This window comes from Nocardioides sp. AX2bis, from assembly GCF_902506435.1.
Lineage (GTDB): Bacteria > Actinomycetota > Actinomycetes > Propionibacteriales > Nocardioidaceae > Nocardioides.
The window spans coordinates 1,360,918-1,377,385 of sequence record NZ_LR733215.1 but is presented as its reverse complement, the minus strand read 5'-3'; the positions used below and the strand labels follow the sequence as shown (position 1 = coordinate 1,377,385).

Annotated in this window: 18 protein-coding genes; 4 read left to right on the top strand and 14 right to left on the bottom strand. The window is 75.1% G+C overall.

What is annotated here, in order from left to right:
• The 6 genes from GV155_RS06605 to GV155_RS06580 form a co-directional block, all read right to left on the bottom strand.
• Nucleotides 1-987: a co-chaperone YbbN gene (locus tag GV155_RS06605; protein ID WP_160006361.1), complete on the bottom strand. Its 987-nt coding sequence runs from the start codon at nucleotides 985-987 to the stop codon at nucleotides 1-3.
• A 73-nt stretch (nucleotides 988-1,060) separates the two neighbouring features.
• Entirely contained in the window at nucleotides 1,061-1,549 is a 489-nt protein-coding gene (locus GV155_RS06600; protein ID WP_160006359.1) for a MarR family winged helix-turn-helix transcriptional regulator, read from the bottom strand.
• 1 nt (nucleotide 1,550) lies between these two features.
• Nucleotides 1,551-2,072 carry a PH domain-containing protein gene (locus GV155_RS06595; protein ID WP_160006357.1) on the bottom strand — a complete coding sequence of 174 codons (522 nt, stop codon included), beginning with the start codon at nucleotides 2,070-2,072 and terminating at the stop codon, nucleotides 1,551-1,553.
• 5 nt (nucleotides 2,073-2,077) lie between these two features.
• Nucleotides 2,078-2,242 (bottom strand): hypothetical protein, encoded by a 165-nt coding sequence (locus tag GV155_RS06590; RefSeq protein WP_160006355.1) that lies wholly within the window; start codon nucleotides 2,240-2,242, stop codon nucleotides 2,078-2,080.
• A gap of 89 nt (nucleotides 2,243-2,331) precedes the next feature.
• Nucleotides 2,332-3,318, bottom strand: coding sequence for a methylmalonyl Co-A mutase-associated GTPase MeaB (meaB, locus tag GV155_RS06585; RefSeq protein ID WP_201300087.1), 987 nt, complete (start codon nucleotides 3,316-3,318; stop codon nucleotides 2,332-2,334).
• Nucleotides 3,319-3,370: 52 nt separating this feature from the next.
• Complete coding sequence (locus GV155_RS06580) at nucleotides 3,371-4,561, bottom strand: acetyl-CoA C-acetyltransferase (protein ID WP_160006353.1); 1,191 nt, start codon at nucleotides 4,559-4,561, stop codon at nucleotides 3,371-3,373.
• 178 nt (nucleotides 4,562-4,739) lie between these two features.
• On the opposite strand from GV155_RS06580, the gene mce reads away from it, so the two are divergent.
• Nucleotides 4,740-5,192: a VOC family protein gene (gene mce / locus GV155_RS06575; protein ID WP_442938824.1), complete on the top strand. Its 453-nt coding sequence runs from the start codon at nucleotides 4,740-4,742 to the stop codon at nucleotides 5,190-5,192.
• 15 nt (nucleotides 5,193-5,207) lie between these two features.
• Here the strand turns inward: mce and GV155_RS06570 are convergent, their stop codons facing one another.
• The 8 genes from GV155_RS06570 to GV155_RS06535 all read right to left on the bottom strand — a co-directional run bounded on the left by GV155_RS06570 (nucleotide 5,208) and on the right by GV155_RS06535 (nucleotide 12,231).
• Entirely contained in the window at nucleotides 5,208-5,834 is a 627-nt protein-coding gene (locus GV155_RS06570) for a response regulator transcription factor (RefSeq protein WP_201300282.1), read from the bottom strand.
• Nucleotides 5,828-6,910 (bottom strand): sensor histidine kinase, encoded by a 1,083-nt coding sequence (locus tag GV155_RS06565; protein ID WP_236554096.1) that lies wholly within the window; start codon nucleotides 6,908-6,910, stop codon nucleotides 5,828-5,830. The genes GV155_RS06570 and GV155_RS06565 overlap by 7 nt, the downstream gene beginning before the upstream one ends.
• Nucleotides 6,907-7,662 (bottom strand): ABC transporter permease, encoded by a 756-nt coding sequence (locus GV155_RS06560; protein WP_160006345.1) that lies wholly within the window; start codon nucleotides 7,660-7,662, stop codon nucleotides 6,907-6,909. The genes GV155_RS06565 and GV155_RS06560 overlap by 4 nt, the downstream gene beginning before the upstream one ends.
• The gene (locus GV155_RS06555) at nucleotides 7,659-8,633 is read right to left on the bottom strand and encodes an ABC transporter ATP-binding protein (protein WP_160006343.1); all 975 of its coding nucleotides are present in this window, start codon (nucleotides 8,631-8,633) and stop codon (nucleotides 7,659-7,661) included. The genes GV155_RS06560 and GV155_RS06555 overlap by 4 nt, the downstream gene beginning before the upstream one ends.
• A gap of 109 nt (nucleotides 8,634-8,742) precedes the next feature.
• Nucleotides 8,743-9,600, bottom strand: a complete 858-nt coding sequence (locus tag GV155_RS06550) for a biotin-dependent carboxyltransferase family protein (RefSeq protein ID WP_160006341.1) — start codon at nucleotides 9,598-9,600, stop codon at nucleotides 8,743-8,745.
• Nucleotides 9,597-10,247, bottom strand: coding sequence for a 5-oxoprolinase subunit PxpB (gene pxpB / locus GV155_RS06545; RefSeq protein WP_160006339.1), 651 nt, complete (start codon nucleotides 10,245-10,247; stop codon nucleotides 9,597-9,599). Before pxpB ends, GV155_RS06550 begins: the two co-directional genes overlap by 4 nt.
• The gene (locus GV155_RS06540; protein WP_236554094.1) at nucleotides 10,244-11,020 is read right to left on the bottom strand and encodes a LamB/YcsF family protein; all 777 of its coding nucleotides are present in this window, start codon (nucleotides 11,018-11,020) and stop codon (nucleotides 10,244-10,246) included. Before GV155_RS06540 ends, pxpB begins: the two co-directional genes overlap by 4 nt.
• The gene (locus GV155_RS06535; RefSeq protein WP_160006337.1) at nucleotides 11,017-12,231 is read right to left on the bottom strand and encodes an NRAMP family divalent metal transporter; all 1,215 of its coding nucleotides are present in this window, start codon (nucleotides 12,229-12,231) and stop codon (nucleotides 11,017-11,019) included. The genes GV155_RS06540 and GV155_RS06535 overlap by 4 nt, the downstream gene beginning before the upstream one ends.
• A 181-nt stretch (nucleotides 12,232-12,412) precedes the next feature.
• On the opposite strand from GV155_RS06535, the gene ccrA reads away from it, so the two are divergent.
• From ccrA to GV155_RS06520, 3 genes are all read left to right on the top strand, one after another.
• Nucleotides 12,413-13,750 carry a crotonyl-CoA carboxylase/reductase gene (ccrA, locus tag GV155_RS06530; RefSeq protein WP_201300086.1) on the top strand — a complete coding sequence of 446 codons (1,338 nt, stop codon included), beginning with the start codon at nucleotides 12,413-12,415 and terminating at the stop codon, nucleotides 13,748-13,750.
• 260 nt (nucleotides 13,751-14,010) lie between these two features.
• Nucleotides 14,011-15,294 (top strand): hypothetical protein, encoded by a 1,284-nt coding sequence (locus GV155_RS06525; protein ID WP_160006333.1) that lies wholly within the window; start codon nucleotides 14,011-14,013, stop codon nucleotides 15,292-15,294.
• Nucleotides 15,291-16,460, top strand: a complete 1,170-nt coding sequence (locus GV155_RS06520) for an AI-2E family transporter (protein WP_236554091.1) — start codon at nucleotides 15,291-15,293, stop codon at nucleotides 16,458-16,460. Before GV155_RS06525 ends, GV155_RS06520 begins: the two co-directional genes overlap by 4 nt.
• Nucleotides 16,461-16,468 lie beyond the last annotated feature (8 nt).

Sequence of the window (16,468 nt, the reverse complement as noted above, 5' to 3'; positions counted from 1 at the left end):
TCAGAAGAGCGCCGAGGCCAGGGCCTGGCGGCCCTTCATCACGCGGGGGTCGGCGTTGCCGACCGCGGCGAACAGGCCGACCAGGTGGTCGCGGGCCGCGTCGCGCTCGGCGCCGGCGCTGCGACGCACCAGCTCGACGAGGCGGGCGAAGGAGTCCTCGACGTGGCCGCCGGCGAGATCGAGGTCGGCGACCAGGGTCTGCGCGGCGACGTCGTCGGGGGCGGCGGCCGCCGCGGCGCGGGCCTCGGCGAGGTCCACGCCGTCGGTGCGCTGGAGGATCTTCGCGCGGGCGAGCCCGGCGGCGGCCTCGGTGTCGGCCGGGTTGGCGTCGACCAGCTTCTGGTACTCGGCCACCGCGCCGGCAGCGTCACCGGCCACCAGGGCGTCCTCGGCGGGAGCGAAGCGCGGGTCGATGGCGTCGGCGTCCTCCTCGCCGGCCAGGTCGGCCGGGGCCGCACCGCCCGCGCGGGGCTGGTGGCGCCCGGTGATGCCCTGGGTGGTCAGCTGCTGCCCGAGCTGCTGCAGCAGGGTGCGCAGCTCCTCGACACCGAGGAGACCGGGGATCGGCTGGGTGGCCGGACGGCCCTCCAGGATCACCAGCAGCAGGGGCACCTGCGGGATCTGCATGGCCTCGGCGATCTGCGGCGAGGCGTCGATGTCGACCAGTCCGGCCAGGAAGCGGCCGTCGTAGTCGTCGACCGCGGCTGCGACGTCGTCGGCCATGGTCGCGCTCTCGGGCGACTGGCTCGGGCTGTAGAACACCAGCAGCACCGGCGCGGTCATGGAGGCCTCGACCGTGGCCTGGAAGCTCGCCTCGGTGACGTCGACGGCGTACGCCGAAGCGCGCGTCCCGCCGGCCGGGGCGCCCGGCGGCGTACCGGCCCCACCGCCACCACCGGCACCGGCACCGGCAGGTGCGGTCGGGGCCGGGCGCTTGAGGGCGGAGAGGTCGATGGCCCCGGGGCGGCTGAACGGCTGCTGCGTCATGCGGCCAATCCTAGGGAGTCCCGGTCGCGCCCTGCCGGTGGGCACCCCCGCACCCCCGAACGTGCGCGGAGGGTCAGAAGTCGCCCGCGGCCTCGCGGACGGGGCGGAGCAGCGCGGACAGGTCCGCGAGGGCCTGCGGGTCGAGCGCCTCCAGGCCGAAGTCGCCCGCGACCAGCTCCGCGGTCGCGCGCTCCACGAGTGCCCGCCCCTCGGCGGTGATCTCGGCGAGGACCGCGCGCCGGTCCTCGGGGTGCGGGCGCCGCACGAGCAGGCCGGCGTCCTCCAGCCGCCGCACGATCGAGGTGACCGAGGTGGGGTGGACCTGCAGCCGCTCGCCCATCTTCCCCAGCGGCAGCGACCCGCGGGAGGAGAAGACGAGCAGCACGAGGGCCTCGTACCGGGCGAAGGTCAGGCCGTGCGGCTTGAGCAGCGTGTCGAGGCGGGCCAGGACCAGCTGCTGGGTCCGCATCAGCGACGTCACGGCGTGCATCGCGGGCACCCCCTCCCAGCGGCGACCCCACTGGCGGGCGGCCTCGTCGATCGGGTCGAACGGCAGGCTCACGTCAGTTGACCATCCGACCGCGCAGGCCCGAGCGCTGGACGACGCGCTGGATCGCGAGGTCGCGCGCGTCGGGGTCGCCGACGTAGCGGATGTCGCGCAGGCCCTGCTCCTGGGCGGCGGACTCGAAGACGAAGTGCCCGAAGCCGAGCAGGCGTCCGTGCAGCGGCTTCACGACGCTGATGTCGAGGATCCGGGCCAGCGGCATCGTGGCGAGGTGCTGCGAGAGCACGCCGTGCACCCGGAAGACACGCATGTTGGTGATGACGAACCGGTCCCGGGCGTGGCCCAGCGCGAGCCAGGCGGCGTGCACGAGGACCAGGAGCGCGAGGACCAGCACGATGCCGGCGAGGTCGATCAGCACGAACGGCACCGCGCACAGCAGGGCCACCGCGACCACGGCCTCCCCGGCGGGGCGGACGTAGGCCACCCAGTGCCGGCGGACCTCGTCGACGATCACCTCCCCCTCCTCGCGGAGCAGGTGGCGGCCGATCCGGGGATCGGTGACCGAGGCGAGCAGACCCACCGGGCCTACGCCACCTCGGCGAAGAAGTCCATCGCGGAGGTGAAGACCTGCTCGGTCAGGCCCCAGATCGCGCCGGCGGCGGCGGAGCTCGAGTCGGCCATCCCGCGGGGGTCGTTGAGCAGCCAGAAGCCGAGGAACAGCACCAGCAGGACCAGCCCGACCTTCTTCATCGCGCCATCCTCCACGTCGTCGGCCCCCGGTGGGCACGGCTCGAGGACCTTCCTAGCAGCCGCGGGCGCGAGGAGGTGGGAGGCGCGCGTCAGGTGGGGTCGGTGGGACCCGCGGTCCGGGTGGAGACCGCCCAGGCGGCGAGCAGCTCGTCGGCGGCGGCGTACGGGTCCGTCCGCCCGCCCGCGACCGCGTCGGCGAGACGGTCCAGGTCCTCCCCCGGTGCACCCCGCCCGGACCGGGCCTCCCACCGCTCGCGCAGGGTGGTCAGCGCGATCGCCTCGACCTCCTCGCGGGCCCGGCGGACCCGACGGCGCTGCCCGTCCCCGGTGCGCTCCGAGACGGCGCGGTGCTCGTCGAGCGCGGCGACGACCGCGTCGATCCCCTCGTCGCGTGAGGCGACCGTGGCCAGCACGGGCGGCCGCCACCGGGCCGGGTCCCGGTCGGCGAGGCCGAGCGCGGCCTCCAGGTCGCGGCGGACCCGGTCGGCGCCGTCGCGATCGGCCTTGTTGACGACGTAGACGTCGCCGATCTCGAGGATGCCGGCCTTGGCGGCCTGCACGCCGTCGCCCATGCCCGGGGCGAGGAGCACCACCGTGGTGTCGGCCAGGCCGGCGACCTCGACCTCGCTCTGGCCCACGCCGACGGTCTCGACGAGCACCACCTCGCACCCGGCGGCGTCCAGCACGCGCAGCGCCTGCGGGGTGCTCCAGGCCAGACCGCCGAGGTGCCCGCGGGAGGCCATCGAGCGGATGTAGACACCCGCGTCGAGGGCGTGGTCGCCCATCCGGACGCGGTCACCGAGCAGGGCCCCGCCCGAGAAGGGCGACGAGGGGTCGACGGCCAGCACCCCGACCCGGCGTCCGTCGGCGCGGAGGCGGCCGACGAGGGCGTTGGTGGTCGTGGACTTGCCCACGCCGGGCGGGCCGGTGAGGCCGACCACGTGCGCCCGGCCGGTGAGCGGCGCCAGCGTCGCCATCACCTCGCGCAGCAGCGGCGAGGCGTCCTCGACCAGCGAGACCAGCCGGGCCACGCACCGCTGGTCGCCCTCACGGGCGCCGGCGACCAGCGCGGCCACGTCGGGGGTGCGGCGGCCCCCGGCCCGGGGGCGGGGGCCGCCGACCGACGTCTCAGGCAGAGGGCACCTTCACGATCAGGGCGTCGCCCTGGCCGCCACCGCCGCACAGCGCGGCCGCCCCGGTGCCGCCGCCGCGGCGCTGGAGCTCGAGGGCCAGGTGCAGCACGAGGCGGGCACCGGACATGCCGACGGGGTGTCCCAGGGCGATCGCGCCGCCGTTGACGTTCACCTTGTCCGCGGAGATCTCCAGGGCGCGGGCGGAGTCGATGCCGACGGCGGCGAAGGCCTCGTTGAACTCGACGAGGTCCAGGTCTGCCGGGCTGATGCCCTCCTTGGCGCAGGCCTTGGCGGTGGCGTTGGCCGGCTGGAGCTGGAGGGTCGAGTCGGGGCCGGCGACCATGCCGTGCGCGCCGATCTCGGCCAGCCACGAGAGGCCCAGCTCCTCGGCCTTGGCCTTGCTCATCACGACCACGGCGCAGGCGCCGTCGGAGATCTGGGAGGCGCTGCCGGCGGTGATCGTGCCGTCCTTGGCGAAGGCCGGGCGCAGGTTGCCCAGCGACTCCGCCGTGGTGTCGCCGCGCACGCCCTCGTCCTGGCTGACCACGAGCGGGTCGCCCTTGCGCTGCGGGATCGAGACGGGGACCACCTCGTCGTCGAACACGCCGTTCTTCCAGGCCGCGGCGGCCTTCTGGTGCGAGCCGGCGGAGAACTCGTCCTGCTCGGCACGGGTCAGCTTCGTGCCGGCCGCGTTGCACTGCTCGGTCAGCGCACCCATCGCCTGCTGGGTGGTCTGGTCGTAGAGCGCGTCGTAGGCCATCGAGTCGACCAGCGCGGTGTCGCCGTACTTGAAGCCCTCGCGTGACTTGGGCAGCAGGTGCGGGGCGTTGGTCATCGACTCCATCCCCCCGGCCACGATCACGTCGGCCTCGCCGGCGCGGATCATCTGGTCGGCGGTGGCGATCGCGTTCAGGCCGGAGAGGCACACCTTGTTGACGGTGATCGAGGGCAGCGAGAGCGGCAGGCCCGCGGCGATGCCGGCCGTACGGGCGGGATTCTGGCCGGCCCCGGCCAGGATGACCTGGCCCATGATCAGGTAGTCGACCTGGTCGCCGGTGACGCCGGCCTTCTCCAGGGCACCCTTGATCGCCACACCGCCGAGGTCGGCGGCGGAGAGGGTCTTCAGGCCGCCGAGCAGGCGACCGATCGGCGTACGCGCTCCGGCGACGATGACGGATCCGGACATGGGGGCCTCCTGCGGCGGGCCCGCGACGGGCCGGGTGGACGGATGGAGCGGGGTGGCTGCGACCTTACCCAGCGGTCACCCCCGGGATCGAGGGGTCGGGTCGACCGGCTCCGTGAGGCGAGCGTCACACCGCGCCCCCGGGCGCCCGCCCTTGCGGCGCACCGGGGCGCATGCCTTGATGGGCGCCATGACCGCACCCGTGGAGCTCCCCCAGCACCTGTTCACCGCGATCGACCACGTCGGCATCGCCGTGGCCGACCTCGACGAGGCCAAGGAGTTCTACGCCGCGACCTTCGGGATGCACACCGTGCACGAGGAGGTCAACGAGGAGCAGGGCGTGCGCGAGGCCATGGTCGCCGTCGGCGACTCCGACCAGCGCCTGCAGCTGCTCGCCCCGCTGAGCCCCTCGTCCACGATCGCGAAGTTCCTCGACCGCAACGGCCCCGGCGTGCAGCAGGTCGCCTACCGCGTCGAGGACCTCGACGTCGTCAGCGACGTGCTGCGCGAGCGCGGTCTCCGCCTGCTCTACGACGCCCCGCGCCGCGGCACCTCGGACTCCCGGGTCAACTTCATCCACCCCAAGGACGCCGGCGGGATCCTGGTCGAGCTGGTCGAGCCCGCCCGGGCCTGAGGGACGCGGGCCGGCTCAGAGCCAGCCCCGCTCCCGGGCCACCCGCGCCGCCTCGACCCGGGTACGCGTCCCGGTCTTGCCGATCGCGGCGGACAGGTGGTTGCGCACGGTGCCCGGCGAGAGGTGCAGGCGCCCGGCGACGGAGGCCACCGTGGCGCCGTCGAGCGCGAGACGGAGCACCTCGGTCTCCCGCTCGGTGAGCGGGCTGGACCCCTCGGCCAGCGACGTGGTGGCCAGGACCGGGTCGACGACCCGCAGGCCGGCGTGCACCCGACGGACCGCGTCGGCCAGCTCGGCGGCCGGCGTGTCCTTGACCACGAAGCCCGAGGCCCCGGCCTCCAGGGCCCGGCGCAGGTAGCCCGCGCGACCGAACGTGGTCACCACCAGCACCCTCGGTGCGTCGCCCGGGGCGAGGCCCTCCCGGAGCTGCCGGCAGGTCTCGATGCCGTCCAGGCCGGGCATCTCGATGTCGAGCAGGCAGACGTCGGGACGGTGGTCGGCCACGGCGGCGGCGACCTCGTCCCCGCGGCCCACCTCGGCGACGACCTCGAGGTCGCGCTCGAGGCCCAGCAGGGCGGCCAGTGCGCCGCGCACCAGCGCCTGGTCGTCGGCCAGCAGGAGCCGGATCGCGTCGCTCACCAGGTCACCTGCACCGCGGCACCGCGCCCGTCGTCGCCGGCCCCGAGGCGGAGGCTGCCGCCGGACTGCTCCACCCGCTCGCGCAGGCCGCGCAGCCCGTGCCCGGTCCCCGAGCCGCCGGCGGGGAGGCCGGCGCCGTCGTCGACGACGCGCAGCAGGTGCGGCCCGAGCTCGACCCGGCAGGAGGTCGCGCCGCTGTGGCGGATCACGTTGGTCACGGCCTCGCGCAGGACCCAGCCGGCGACCGGCCGGTGGCGCGGGTCGAGGACGCCGGCGTCGGCCGGGAGGCTCGTGGCGAGGCCGGCGTCGGCCAGGGCGGCCGCGGCGCCGGCCAGCTCGTCGTCGAGGCGGGCGGCCCGCAGGCCCCCGACGGTGGCCCGGACGTCGGCGAGCGCCTCCCGGGTCAGCGCACGGATCTCGCGCAGCTCGGACTCCGCGCGCTCCGGGTCGAGCCGCACCAGGCGCTCGGCCAGCTCGGCCTTGACCGTGACCACGGTCAGGCTGTGCCCGAGCAGGTCGTGGACGTCGCGGGCGAGCCGCTCGCGCTCCGCGGTGACGGTCAGCTGGTCGCTGACCCGGGCGTACTCCTGCGCGTGGTCCGACATCAGCCGGCCGGCACCGGTGCCGGCCGCGGTGCCAAGCACGATCAGGGTGAAGTAGAGCGCCTGGTCCTCGCCGGCCGCGAGCGGCAGCGCGACCGTCGAGACCACCGCGACGCCGGCGGCCACCCAGCACCACGGCCGGGGCAGGGCGAACATCGTGAAGCTCTGCAGGAAGGGCACCACCGAGATGGCCTGCAGGCCGACCGCCGGGACCATCGCCAGCCCCAGGCCGGCGAGCACCGCGAGGACCACGACCGACTCCCGGGGGCCCGCGCCGCGCCGGGAGAGCCGCAGGGTGGCCACGACGTACGTCGCGGCGAACCCGAGCACCGCGAGGACCGCGAGACCGCGGACCCACCCGGGCCGGTCGGCCCCGAGGGCGGCGACGAGCGGGAAGACCAGGAAGACCAGCCAGACCGACCACAGCAACCAGCCGTACCGCTGCCCGGGGTCGCTGACCGGCGCGGGGCGGCTCACGGGCGGGCCCGGCCGCGACGCACCAGCCAGGTCGCCACCAGCGCCAGCACCGCCCACCATCCGGCCACGTTAACGAGCGGGACCCACAGCGCCTCGCTCGACACGGTGCCGTCGGCGGCGTAGAGGGTGCCCTCGGTGAGCGGGAACCGGGCCAGCGAGGCGTAGCCGTAGAGCGGCGTCCACCGCGCCACCTCCAGCAGGACCCCCGAGAGCGGGAAGAAGATGTTGCCCAGGAACCCCAGCACCACCACCGAGCCGCCGGCGCCGGCCACGGCGGCCTCGGACCGGAAGGCCAGCCCGAAGCAGAGCCCGTAGAGGGAGAACACGGCCGCCCCGAGGACGAGGACCACCGCGCTCAGGGCCCAGGCGAGCAGCGACCCCTCGGCGCCGGTCAGGGCACCGATCGCGTAGACCAGGGTGATCGGGACGCAGGCGACGAGGACCGCCAGGACCACCTTGACCGTGACGTGCGTGCGGTCCTCCAGCGGCGTCAGCCCGAGCTGGCGGCCCCACCCCTGCGACCGCTCGACCGCCGCGGCGCCCCCGATGCCGATGGTCGCGCTCACCGCGCCGTAGGCCGCCATCGCGATCATCACGCTCATCGCGACGTCGCCGTTGCCCACCCGCACCTCGCCGAAGTCCTGCGCGGCGCCGAAGACGACGTAGAAGAACGCCGGCAGGAGCGCGGTGAAGAACACCGTCACCGGGTCCCGGAGCAGCCGCAGCAGCTCCAGGCGCAGCATCGTGGTCATCGGGTCTCCTCCTGCAGGACGGCGGGGCCGGTCGGGTCGGTGGTCAGGTCGGCGGGCGGGTCGGCGGTGAGGGCGAGGAACGCGTCCTCGAGCGAGCCGCCGACCACCTCGAGGTCGTGGCCGTCGAGCTCGGTGAGCAGGGCACGGGCGACGGCGTCGGCGTCCCCGGTGCGCACCCGGAGGCGCCCGCCGTCGGTGCTCACCTCGCCGAGGCCGTCGAGCCGGCGGGCCGCGGCCGCGACGTCGGGCACCACGGCCGACACCACGCGGCCCAGGGCGCGGGCCCGCACCTCGCCGGTGGGGCCGTCGGCCACCACCCGCCCGCGGGCGACCAGGACGATCCGCTCCGCGAACGCGTCGGCCTCCTCGAGGTAGTGGGTGGCGAAGACGACGGTCCGGCCGCGACGGGCCTCCTCGTGCATGGTGGCCCAGAACGCGCGCCGGGCGGCGACGTCCATGCCCGCGGTCGGCTCGTCGAGCACCAGCAGCTCGGGGTCGGGCAGCAGTGCCAGGGCGAAGCGCAGGCGCTGCTGCTCCCCGCCGGAGCAGCGGCTGACCCGGCGTCGGACCAGGTCACCCAGCCCGGCCAGCTCGACCACCTCCGCGACGCGGCCGGGAGGGCAGGGGTAGGTGGCGGCGACGTAGCGCAGGGTCTCCCCCACCGTGAGGTCGGCCAGCAGGCCGCCGGTCTGCAGGACCGCCGAGACGCGGCCCTCCTGCACCGCCTGGCGGGGCGGGAGGCCCAGCACGTGTGCGGTGCCGGCGGTGGGCCGGGTCAGTCCCAGCACGACGTCGAGGGTGGTGGTCTTGCCGGCGCCGTTGGGCCCCAGGAGGGCCACGACCTCCCCGGCCCCCACCCGGAGGTCGAGGTGGTCGACGGCGACGACCTCGCCGGCCCGGGTCGGGAAGGTCTGTCGCAGCCCGCGCAGGTCGATCGCCGGCGCGGGGCCGGTGTCCGCTGGAGTGGTCATGGCCCCAGCCTGGACGGCCGGGGCTGTCGGGGGATGCGCCCGACGTCACGACCTGGGGGTGACAGGTGTCAGGGGTCGGCGGTCGGGGTCGGCGGTCGGGGTCGGAGGTTCAGGCGGTGACCCAGCGCAGGCGTACGCGCTGCCCCGGGCGCAGCTGCGCGGCCCGGTCGACGTCGGCGTCGACCACGACGGCCACCACCGGGTAGCCCCCGGTCACCGGGTGGTCGGCCAGGAACAGCACCGGCTCCCCACCGGGCGGCACCTGCACCGCGCCGCGCCAGGTGCCCTCGCTGGGCAGCTGCTCGCCGTCGGTCGCGACCAGCCCCACCCCCTGGAGCCGGGCGCCGACCCGGTTGCTGCGCTCGCTGACCTCCCACCAGCCGGTGGCCAGGGGGCCGACGTCGACGACCCGGTCCTCGTGCGGCCCGAGCACGGCCCGCAGCACGACGTCGCGGTCCTCCGCCGCGGGCGGCGGCGCGGCGTGGGTCGCCGGCAGCGGGCCGCCGGGCTCGCCCACCGCGAGCAGGTCCCCCGGCGCGAGCGGTGCCGGACCGAGGCCGGCGAGCACGTCGTGGCTGGCGGAGCCGAGGACCGGCGGGACCTCGAGGCCCCCGCGCACGGCGAGGTACGACCGCAGGCCGCTGCCCGGCGTCCCCAGCGCCAGCCGCGACCCGGCCGGCACCCGGGTCCGGGCGTGGGAGCCGACCGGACGCCCGTCGAGGAGCACCGGGGCCGGGGCCCCCGTCACCGCGACGTCGAGCCCGACCAGCGCCTCGACCTCGAGCCCGCCGAGCAGCACCTCGACCGCCGCAGCGCCCTCGTCGTTGCCGAGCAGCCGGTTGGCCAGTCGCAGCGCGCCGCGGTCGGCCGCCCCCGAGCGGCCCACCCCGACGCCGGCGAGGCCGGGCCGGCCGAGGTCCTCCACCAGCGCCAGCGGGCCGGTCGCGAGCACGCGCAGGCCGCTCACGCGCCGGCACCGCCCGACCGGTGGCCGACGTCCACGAACCGCACCCGGACGCCGGGGCGCAGCAGCGCAGGCGGGTCGCGGTCGACGTCCCACAGCACCAGGTCGGTCCGGCCGAGGAGCTGCCACCCGCCGGGCGACGCGGTCGGGTAGATGCCGGAGTACGCGCCGGCCAGGCCCACCGACCCCGCCGGCACGCGGGTACGGGGCTCGTCGCGGCGCGGGACGTGCAACCGGTCGTCCTCACCGAGCAGGTAGCCGAACCCCGGGGCGAAGCCGGCGAAGGCGACCCGCCAGGTCTGGCCGGTGTGGGCGGCCACGACCTGCTCCTGCGTGAGCCCGGTCAGGGACGCGACCGCGGCGAGGTCCTCCCCGTCGTAGACCGTCGGGACCTCCAGCACCTCGGCCTCCTCGGTCGCTGCGGCGGTGCGGGCCTCGACGCGGTCCAGGAGCCGGCGCACGTCGGCGACCGGGACGCCGTCGCGCGCGACCACGAGCACGCTGCGCGCAGCGGGCACGACCTGCTCGACCCGACCGGCGTCCGTCGCACTCCCGAGCAGGGCGGCGAGGCCGGCGGCCCAGTCCACGGCCTCCTGCGTGGAGGCCAGCTCGACCAGGACGGCGCGGTCGCCGTACGCCCGGACCCTCATGCGAACGGCGACACGGTGACGCCGGCCTCGGCGAGGGCGGCTCGCACGGCGCGGGCCATGGCGACCGCGCCGGGGCTGTCGCCGTGCAGGCACACCGACTCCGCCTCGACGGCCACGACGGACCCGTCGACGGCCACCACCTCGCGCTCGCGCACCATCCGCACCACCCGGGCAGCGACCTCGTCGGGGTCCTCGAGCACGGCCCCGGGCTGCGTACGCGGCACCAGGGTCCCCTCGGGCGTGTAGCCACGGTCGCCGAAGGCCTCCCGGACCGTGCGCAACCCGGCCCGGTCGGCCTCGGCGAGGAGCAGGGAGCCCGGCAGGCCCAGCAGCGGCAGGGACGGGTCGTACGCCGCCACGGCCTCGACCACGGCGCGAGCCTGTGCCGCGTGGTGGACGGTGGCGTTGTAGAGCGCGCCGTGGGGCTTGACGTAGGCCACCCGGGTGCCGGCCACGCGGGCCAGCGCCTGGAGCGCGCCGACCTGGTAGACGACCTCGGCGGTCAGCTCGGCCGGCTCGACGTCGAGGAACCGGCGTCCGAACCCGGCCAGGTCGCGGTAGCCGACCTGCGCCCCGACCACGACCCCGCGCGCGGCTGCGGTCTCGCAGCACCGACGCAGGGTCACCGGGTCGCCGGCGTGGAACCCGCAGGCGACGTTGGCGCTGCTGACCAGGGCCAGCACGGCGTCGTCGTCGCCGAGCACCCAGCGTCCGAAGCCCTCGCCGACGTCGGCGTTGAGGTCGATCCGGGGGTCCCCCGCGCCGCCGCTCACAGGTCGCCCAGGGCCAGCACGGCCTGGTAGCCGAGGTAGAGCGTGAGCAGCCAGGCCAGCACGCCGATGCCGAGCAGCCAGCGGGGGTAGCGGTAGCCCTGCAGCAGGTCGCGGCGGCGCCAGGCGACGTAGAGCAGGACCCCGAAGCCCAGCGGCAGGATCAGCCCGTTGAAGGTCCCGGCGAACACCAGCAGCGTGGTCGGCGCCTGCTCGACGACCACGAAGACGCCGGCGCTGAGCACGATGAACGCGACCGTCATCCACGACCGGCGCCGCTCCGAGGTGCGCTCGGTGGTGAGGAACGAGACCGAGGTGTAGGCCGCGCCGATGACCGAGGTCAGGGCGGCCGCCCACAGCACGAGGCCGAACACCCGCAGCCCGGCCTCGCCGGCAGCGGCCTGGAAGGCGGAGCCGGCCGGGTCGTCGGCCGACAGCTCGGCGCCGCCCGCGACCACGCCGAGGATGGCCAGGAAGAGCAGCACCCGCATGACCCCGGTGACCAGGATGCTGACCACCGAGCTCCGCGCCACGGCCCCTGCGTGCTCGGGCCCGGTACGTCCCGAGGCCAGCATGCGGTGGGCCCCCGCGTAGGTGATGTAACCGCCGACGGTGCCGCCGATGATCGTCGTCACGGCCACCACGTCGAAGGTGTCCGGGGCGACGGTCTGGCGCAGCACGTCGCCCACCGGCGGTGCGGACGTGACGGCGACGGCCCCCGTGGCCACGATCATCAGCAGGCCCAGCACCACCACGACCCGGTCCAGGGCGAGCCCGGCCCGGTGGGACAGGAACACCGCCACCGCCAGCCCCGCCGAGACGGCCCCGCCGACGCGCGGCTCCACGCCCAGCATCGCCTGGGTGCCCAGGCCGCTGCCGGCAACGTTGCCGATGTTGAAGACGAGACCGCCCGCGACCACCAGCAGGGCCAGCACCCACCCCACGCCGGGCAGCACGTCGTTGCCCAGCTCCTGGGCGCGCCGGCCGCTGACCCCGATCACCCGCCACACGTTCATCTGGACCGCCACGTCGACCAGCAGCGAGATCGCGATGGCGCAGGCGAAGGCCGCGCCGAGCGAGACCGTGTAGGTGGCGGTCTGCGTGATGAATCCGGGCCCGATCGCGGAGGTCGCCATCAGGAACACCGCGCCGAGCAGGGCCGAACGGGCGGCGCGTGGGGTCGTCGTCGGCGCGTCCGAGGTCGTGCTGTCCATCGGACCACCCTAGGGACACCGGGCGCCGCCCGAGCGGGCCGCGACCGACGAGGCGCCAACCTGCCGGGTTCAGGATCGGGCTGTCCGGGTCCGTGAGACGTACCGCACATCGGGTGCCGCCCGCAGGTTACTCATGGGTATCTTCGCCCCACCCCGACCCGCCCCCTGCCAAGGAGACGCCGTGCAGAACATCCTCGACGCGATCGCCGCCGGTGACGCCGCCCCCGGCGACTTCGCCAGCCTGACCATGCCCGAGTCCTACCGTGGCGTCACCGTCCACAAGGACGAGGTCGACATGTTCGAGGGCCTGACGGCGAAGGAGAAGGACCCCCGCCGCTCGCTGCACCTCGACGACGTCCCGCTGCCCGAGCTCGGCCCGGGCGAGGCGCTGGTGGCCGTGATGGCCTCCGCGATCAACTACAACACCGTGTGGACCTCGATCTTCGAGCCGGTCTCGACCTTCGGCTTCCTCGAGCGGTACGGCCGCATGTCGCCGCTCTCGAAGCGGCACGACCTGCCCTACCACGTGGTCGGCTCCGACCTGTCCGGCGTCGTGCTGGCCGTCGGCCCCGGCGTGCACCTGTGGGAGCCGGGCCGTGAGGTCGTCGCCCACTGCCTGTCCGTCGAGCTCGAGTCGCCCGACGGCCACGGCGACACGATGCTCGACCCCGAGCAGCGGATCTGGGGCTTCGAGACCAACTTCGGCGGGCTCGCCGAGGTCGCGCTGGTCAAGGCCAACCAGCTGATGCCCAAGCCGGCCCACCTGACCTGGGAGGAGGCCGCCTCCCCCGGGCTGGTCAACTCCACCGCCTACCGCCAGCTGGTCTCGCGCAACGGCGGCGACATGAAGCAGGGCGACAACGTCCTGATCTGGGGTGCCTCGGGCGGCCTCGGCGGGTTCGCCACGCAGTACGCCCTCAACGGCGGCGCCACCCCGGTCTGCGTCGTCTCGAGCCCGGAGAAGGCCGACATCTGCCGCAGCATGGGCGCCGAGCTGGTCATCGACCGCTCCGAGGAGGGCTTCACGTTCTGGAAGGACCCGCACACCCAGGACCCGCGGGAGTGGAAGCGCCTGGGCTCGAAGATCCGCGAGCTCACCGGCGGCGAGGACATCGACATCGTCTTCGAGCACCCGGGCCGCGAGACCTTCGGCGCCAGCGTCTACGTGACGCGCAAGGGCGGCACGATCACCACCTGCGCCTCCACGTCGGGCTACATGCACGAGTACGACAACCGCTACCTGTGGATGAACCTCAAGCGGATCATCTCCAGCCACTTCGCCAACTACCGCGAGTCCTTCGAGGCGAACCGGCTGATCGCGAAGGGGATGATCCACCCCACGCTGTCGCGCACCTACGCCCTCGAGGACGTGGGCCAGGCCGCGCTCGACGTGCACCACAACCTGCACCAGGGCAAGGTCGGCGTGCTCTGCCTGGCCCCCGAGGAGGGCCTGGGCGTGCGCGACCACGAGATGCGCGCGCAGCACCTCGGGGCGATCAACCGCTTCCGCGGGGTCTGACCCCGGCGCAGCAGCACCGACGACGACCACCCGGTCCGCCTGGCAAGACGCCGCGGGCCGGGTGTTCGTCGTCGCGCGGGTCGCGTGTTCCGCCGTCCGCGCAGGTCGGGGCGGCACCGGGCGTACACCCGTCGGCGGGTGTGACTTTTCCTCCGGGCGTGTCGCGGGCCTCACAGGCTGCGCGGTCAGGCCCGATCCAGCATCATGGGTGTCTCGGGCGGGCCGGCCCGTGCCACGATCTGATCAAGAGGTGCTGCCACATGAGCGACCAGGGACTGTCCATCTTCGACCAGGAGCCCGACGTCGACCAGGGCGCCACGGAGGGACCTGGACGATCCGGCAGCGCGCCGGACGCCGAGTCGACGCAGCGCATCCCCGCGGTCCGCAGCCCCCGGCCCACCGCCGACCAGACCCCGACGGGCGCCCAGCAGGCCGTGGCGCCCACGGCCCCGACCTCGCGGCCCACCGCGCCCGCGGGCCGCACCGTCCCGCCCGCGCGCCCGACCTTCCCGGCCGTGCGACGCGGCGGCTACGACAAGGACGCCGTCGACCTGCAGGTCGGCCGCCTGGTCACTGAGCACGCCGCCGCCGCGTCCGGCCTGGCGCAGGCCGAGCAGCAGCTCCAGACGCTCCGCGCCGACCTCGACGCCGCCCGCGAGGAGCTCTCCGAGCAGCGCACCCCGTCCTACTCCGGTCTCGGCGGGCGCGCCAGCGCCCTGCTGCGCCTGGCCGAGGAGGAGGCCGACGAGCTGCGTGAGCAGGCGATCAAGGACGCCCAGGACATCCGCGAGCAGGCCGCCCGCAACGGCGAGGCCATCCGCGCCGAGGCCGCCCGCGAGGCCGAGGACATGCGCACCGTGCAGATCGGCGAGCTCGACGAGACCCGGTCCAGGATGACCGCGGACGCCGAGCAGGAGCGTGGCCTGGCCCGCGCCGAGGCAGCGGACCTCGTGGCCGCCGCGAAGCGCGAGGCCGACCAGTTGCGCCTGGCCGCCCAGCAGGAGGCCGGCGAGCTGCGGACCGCGGCGACCCGGGAGGCCGAGCAGGCCCGCGCCGGCGCCGACCGTGAGGTCCAGGAGGCCCGCCGCGCGCTGGCCGTCGAGAAGGAGCGGCTGGCCCGTGAGGCCACCGACCACCACAACAGCGCGACGGCCGAGACCCGCCGGCTGGTCGAGGAGGCCGAGCAGCGCGCGAACGCCGCCGAGGAGCGCGCCGCCCAGGCCACGCGCCAGACGACCGAGCACCGCGCCTCGTCGCAGAAGGAGGCGGAGGCCCTCCTCAGCCGGGCGCGCCGCGAGGCCGAGCAGGTCGTGGCCGCGGCCCGCAGCCAGGCCGACTCGGTGCGTGCGGCCGGTGACGCCGACCTCGAGCGCCAGGTCGAGACGCTGAAGATGGAGGTCAGCCGGCTCAGCAAGCGCCGCGACGCCATCACCGCCCAGCTGGCCTCGCTGCGAGACGTCATCTCCGGCTTCTCCGACGACGACGACGACGCGCCGGCTGCCCAGCAGGCCGCTCCCCCGTCCGGGACCACGAAGAAGTCGTGACCCAGGACCCGCCCGCGTCGCCCGGCCAGGACGCCGCGGGCGGGTCCCCGGCTCCCCCGCCGGACACCGACGCCCTGACCGAGGTCGTCGACGACCTGGCGCAGGTCGCGCACGACCTGGGCGAGCCCGGGCGCCCCTTCGAGCGGCACTCGCCGTTCTACGTCGGGCTGGTCGGTGGCCTCGGACTGCTGACGGCCCTGCTCCTGGGGCTGGCGCTCTACACGATCCAGTCCGTGCTGGTGCTGATCGTCGTGTCGATGTTCCTCGCCGCCGGCCTCAACCCGATCGTCGAGTGGCTCGAGCGGCACGGCGTCCGCCGCGGCCCGTCGGTGCTGGTGGTCACCGTCGGGGTGATCAGCGTGCTGTCGCTGTTCGTGCTCGCGATCGTGCCGGTCATCGCCGACCAGGTCGTCGCGATCACCAGCAGCGCCCCGGGGTGGCTCGACCAGCTGCAGGGCAACTCGCGCGTCCAGGCCCTCGACGACGAGTACGACATCATCGGCAACGTCCAGGACTACATCGCCGACGGCGACTTCATCGGCCCGGTCTTCGGCGGCGTCCTTGGGTTCGGCGTCCGGGTGCTCAGCTCGCTGTTCAACGTCTTCATCGTGCTGGTGCTGACGCTGTACTTCCTGGCCTCGCTGCACCGCACCAAGCGGTCGCTCTACGGCCTGGTGCCGGCCTCGCGACGCGACCGGTTCAGCCGGCTCGGTGATCGCGTCGTGGCCAACATCGGCGGCTACGTCGGCGGCGCGTTCGTCGTCGCGGTGACCGCCGGCCTGGTCTCCCTGGTCTTCCTGCTGGTCGTCGGACTGGCCGAGTACGCCGTCGCGCTGGCGTTCGTGGTGGCCCTGCTCGACGTCATCCCGATGATCGGCGCGACGCTCGGCGCGGTGGTGGTCAGCGCGATCGGCTTCGCCACCGACGTGCGCACCGGCGTGGCCTGCGTCATCTTCTTCCTGATCTACCAGCAGCTGGAGAACTACGTCGTCTACCCCCGGGTGATGTCCCGCTCGGTCGACATCCCCGGCGCGGTCGCGGTGATCGCGGCCCTGGTGGGGGCGACCCTGCTCGGCGTGGTCGGGGCGCTGCTGGCGATCCCGACGGCCGCCGCGGTGATGCTGATCCTGCGCGAGGTCGTCCAACGCCGCCAGGACGTCCGCTAGCCGAGATG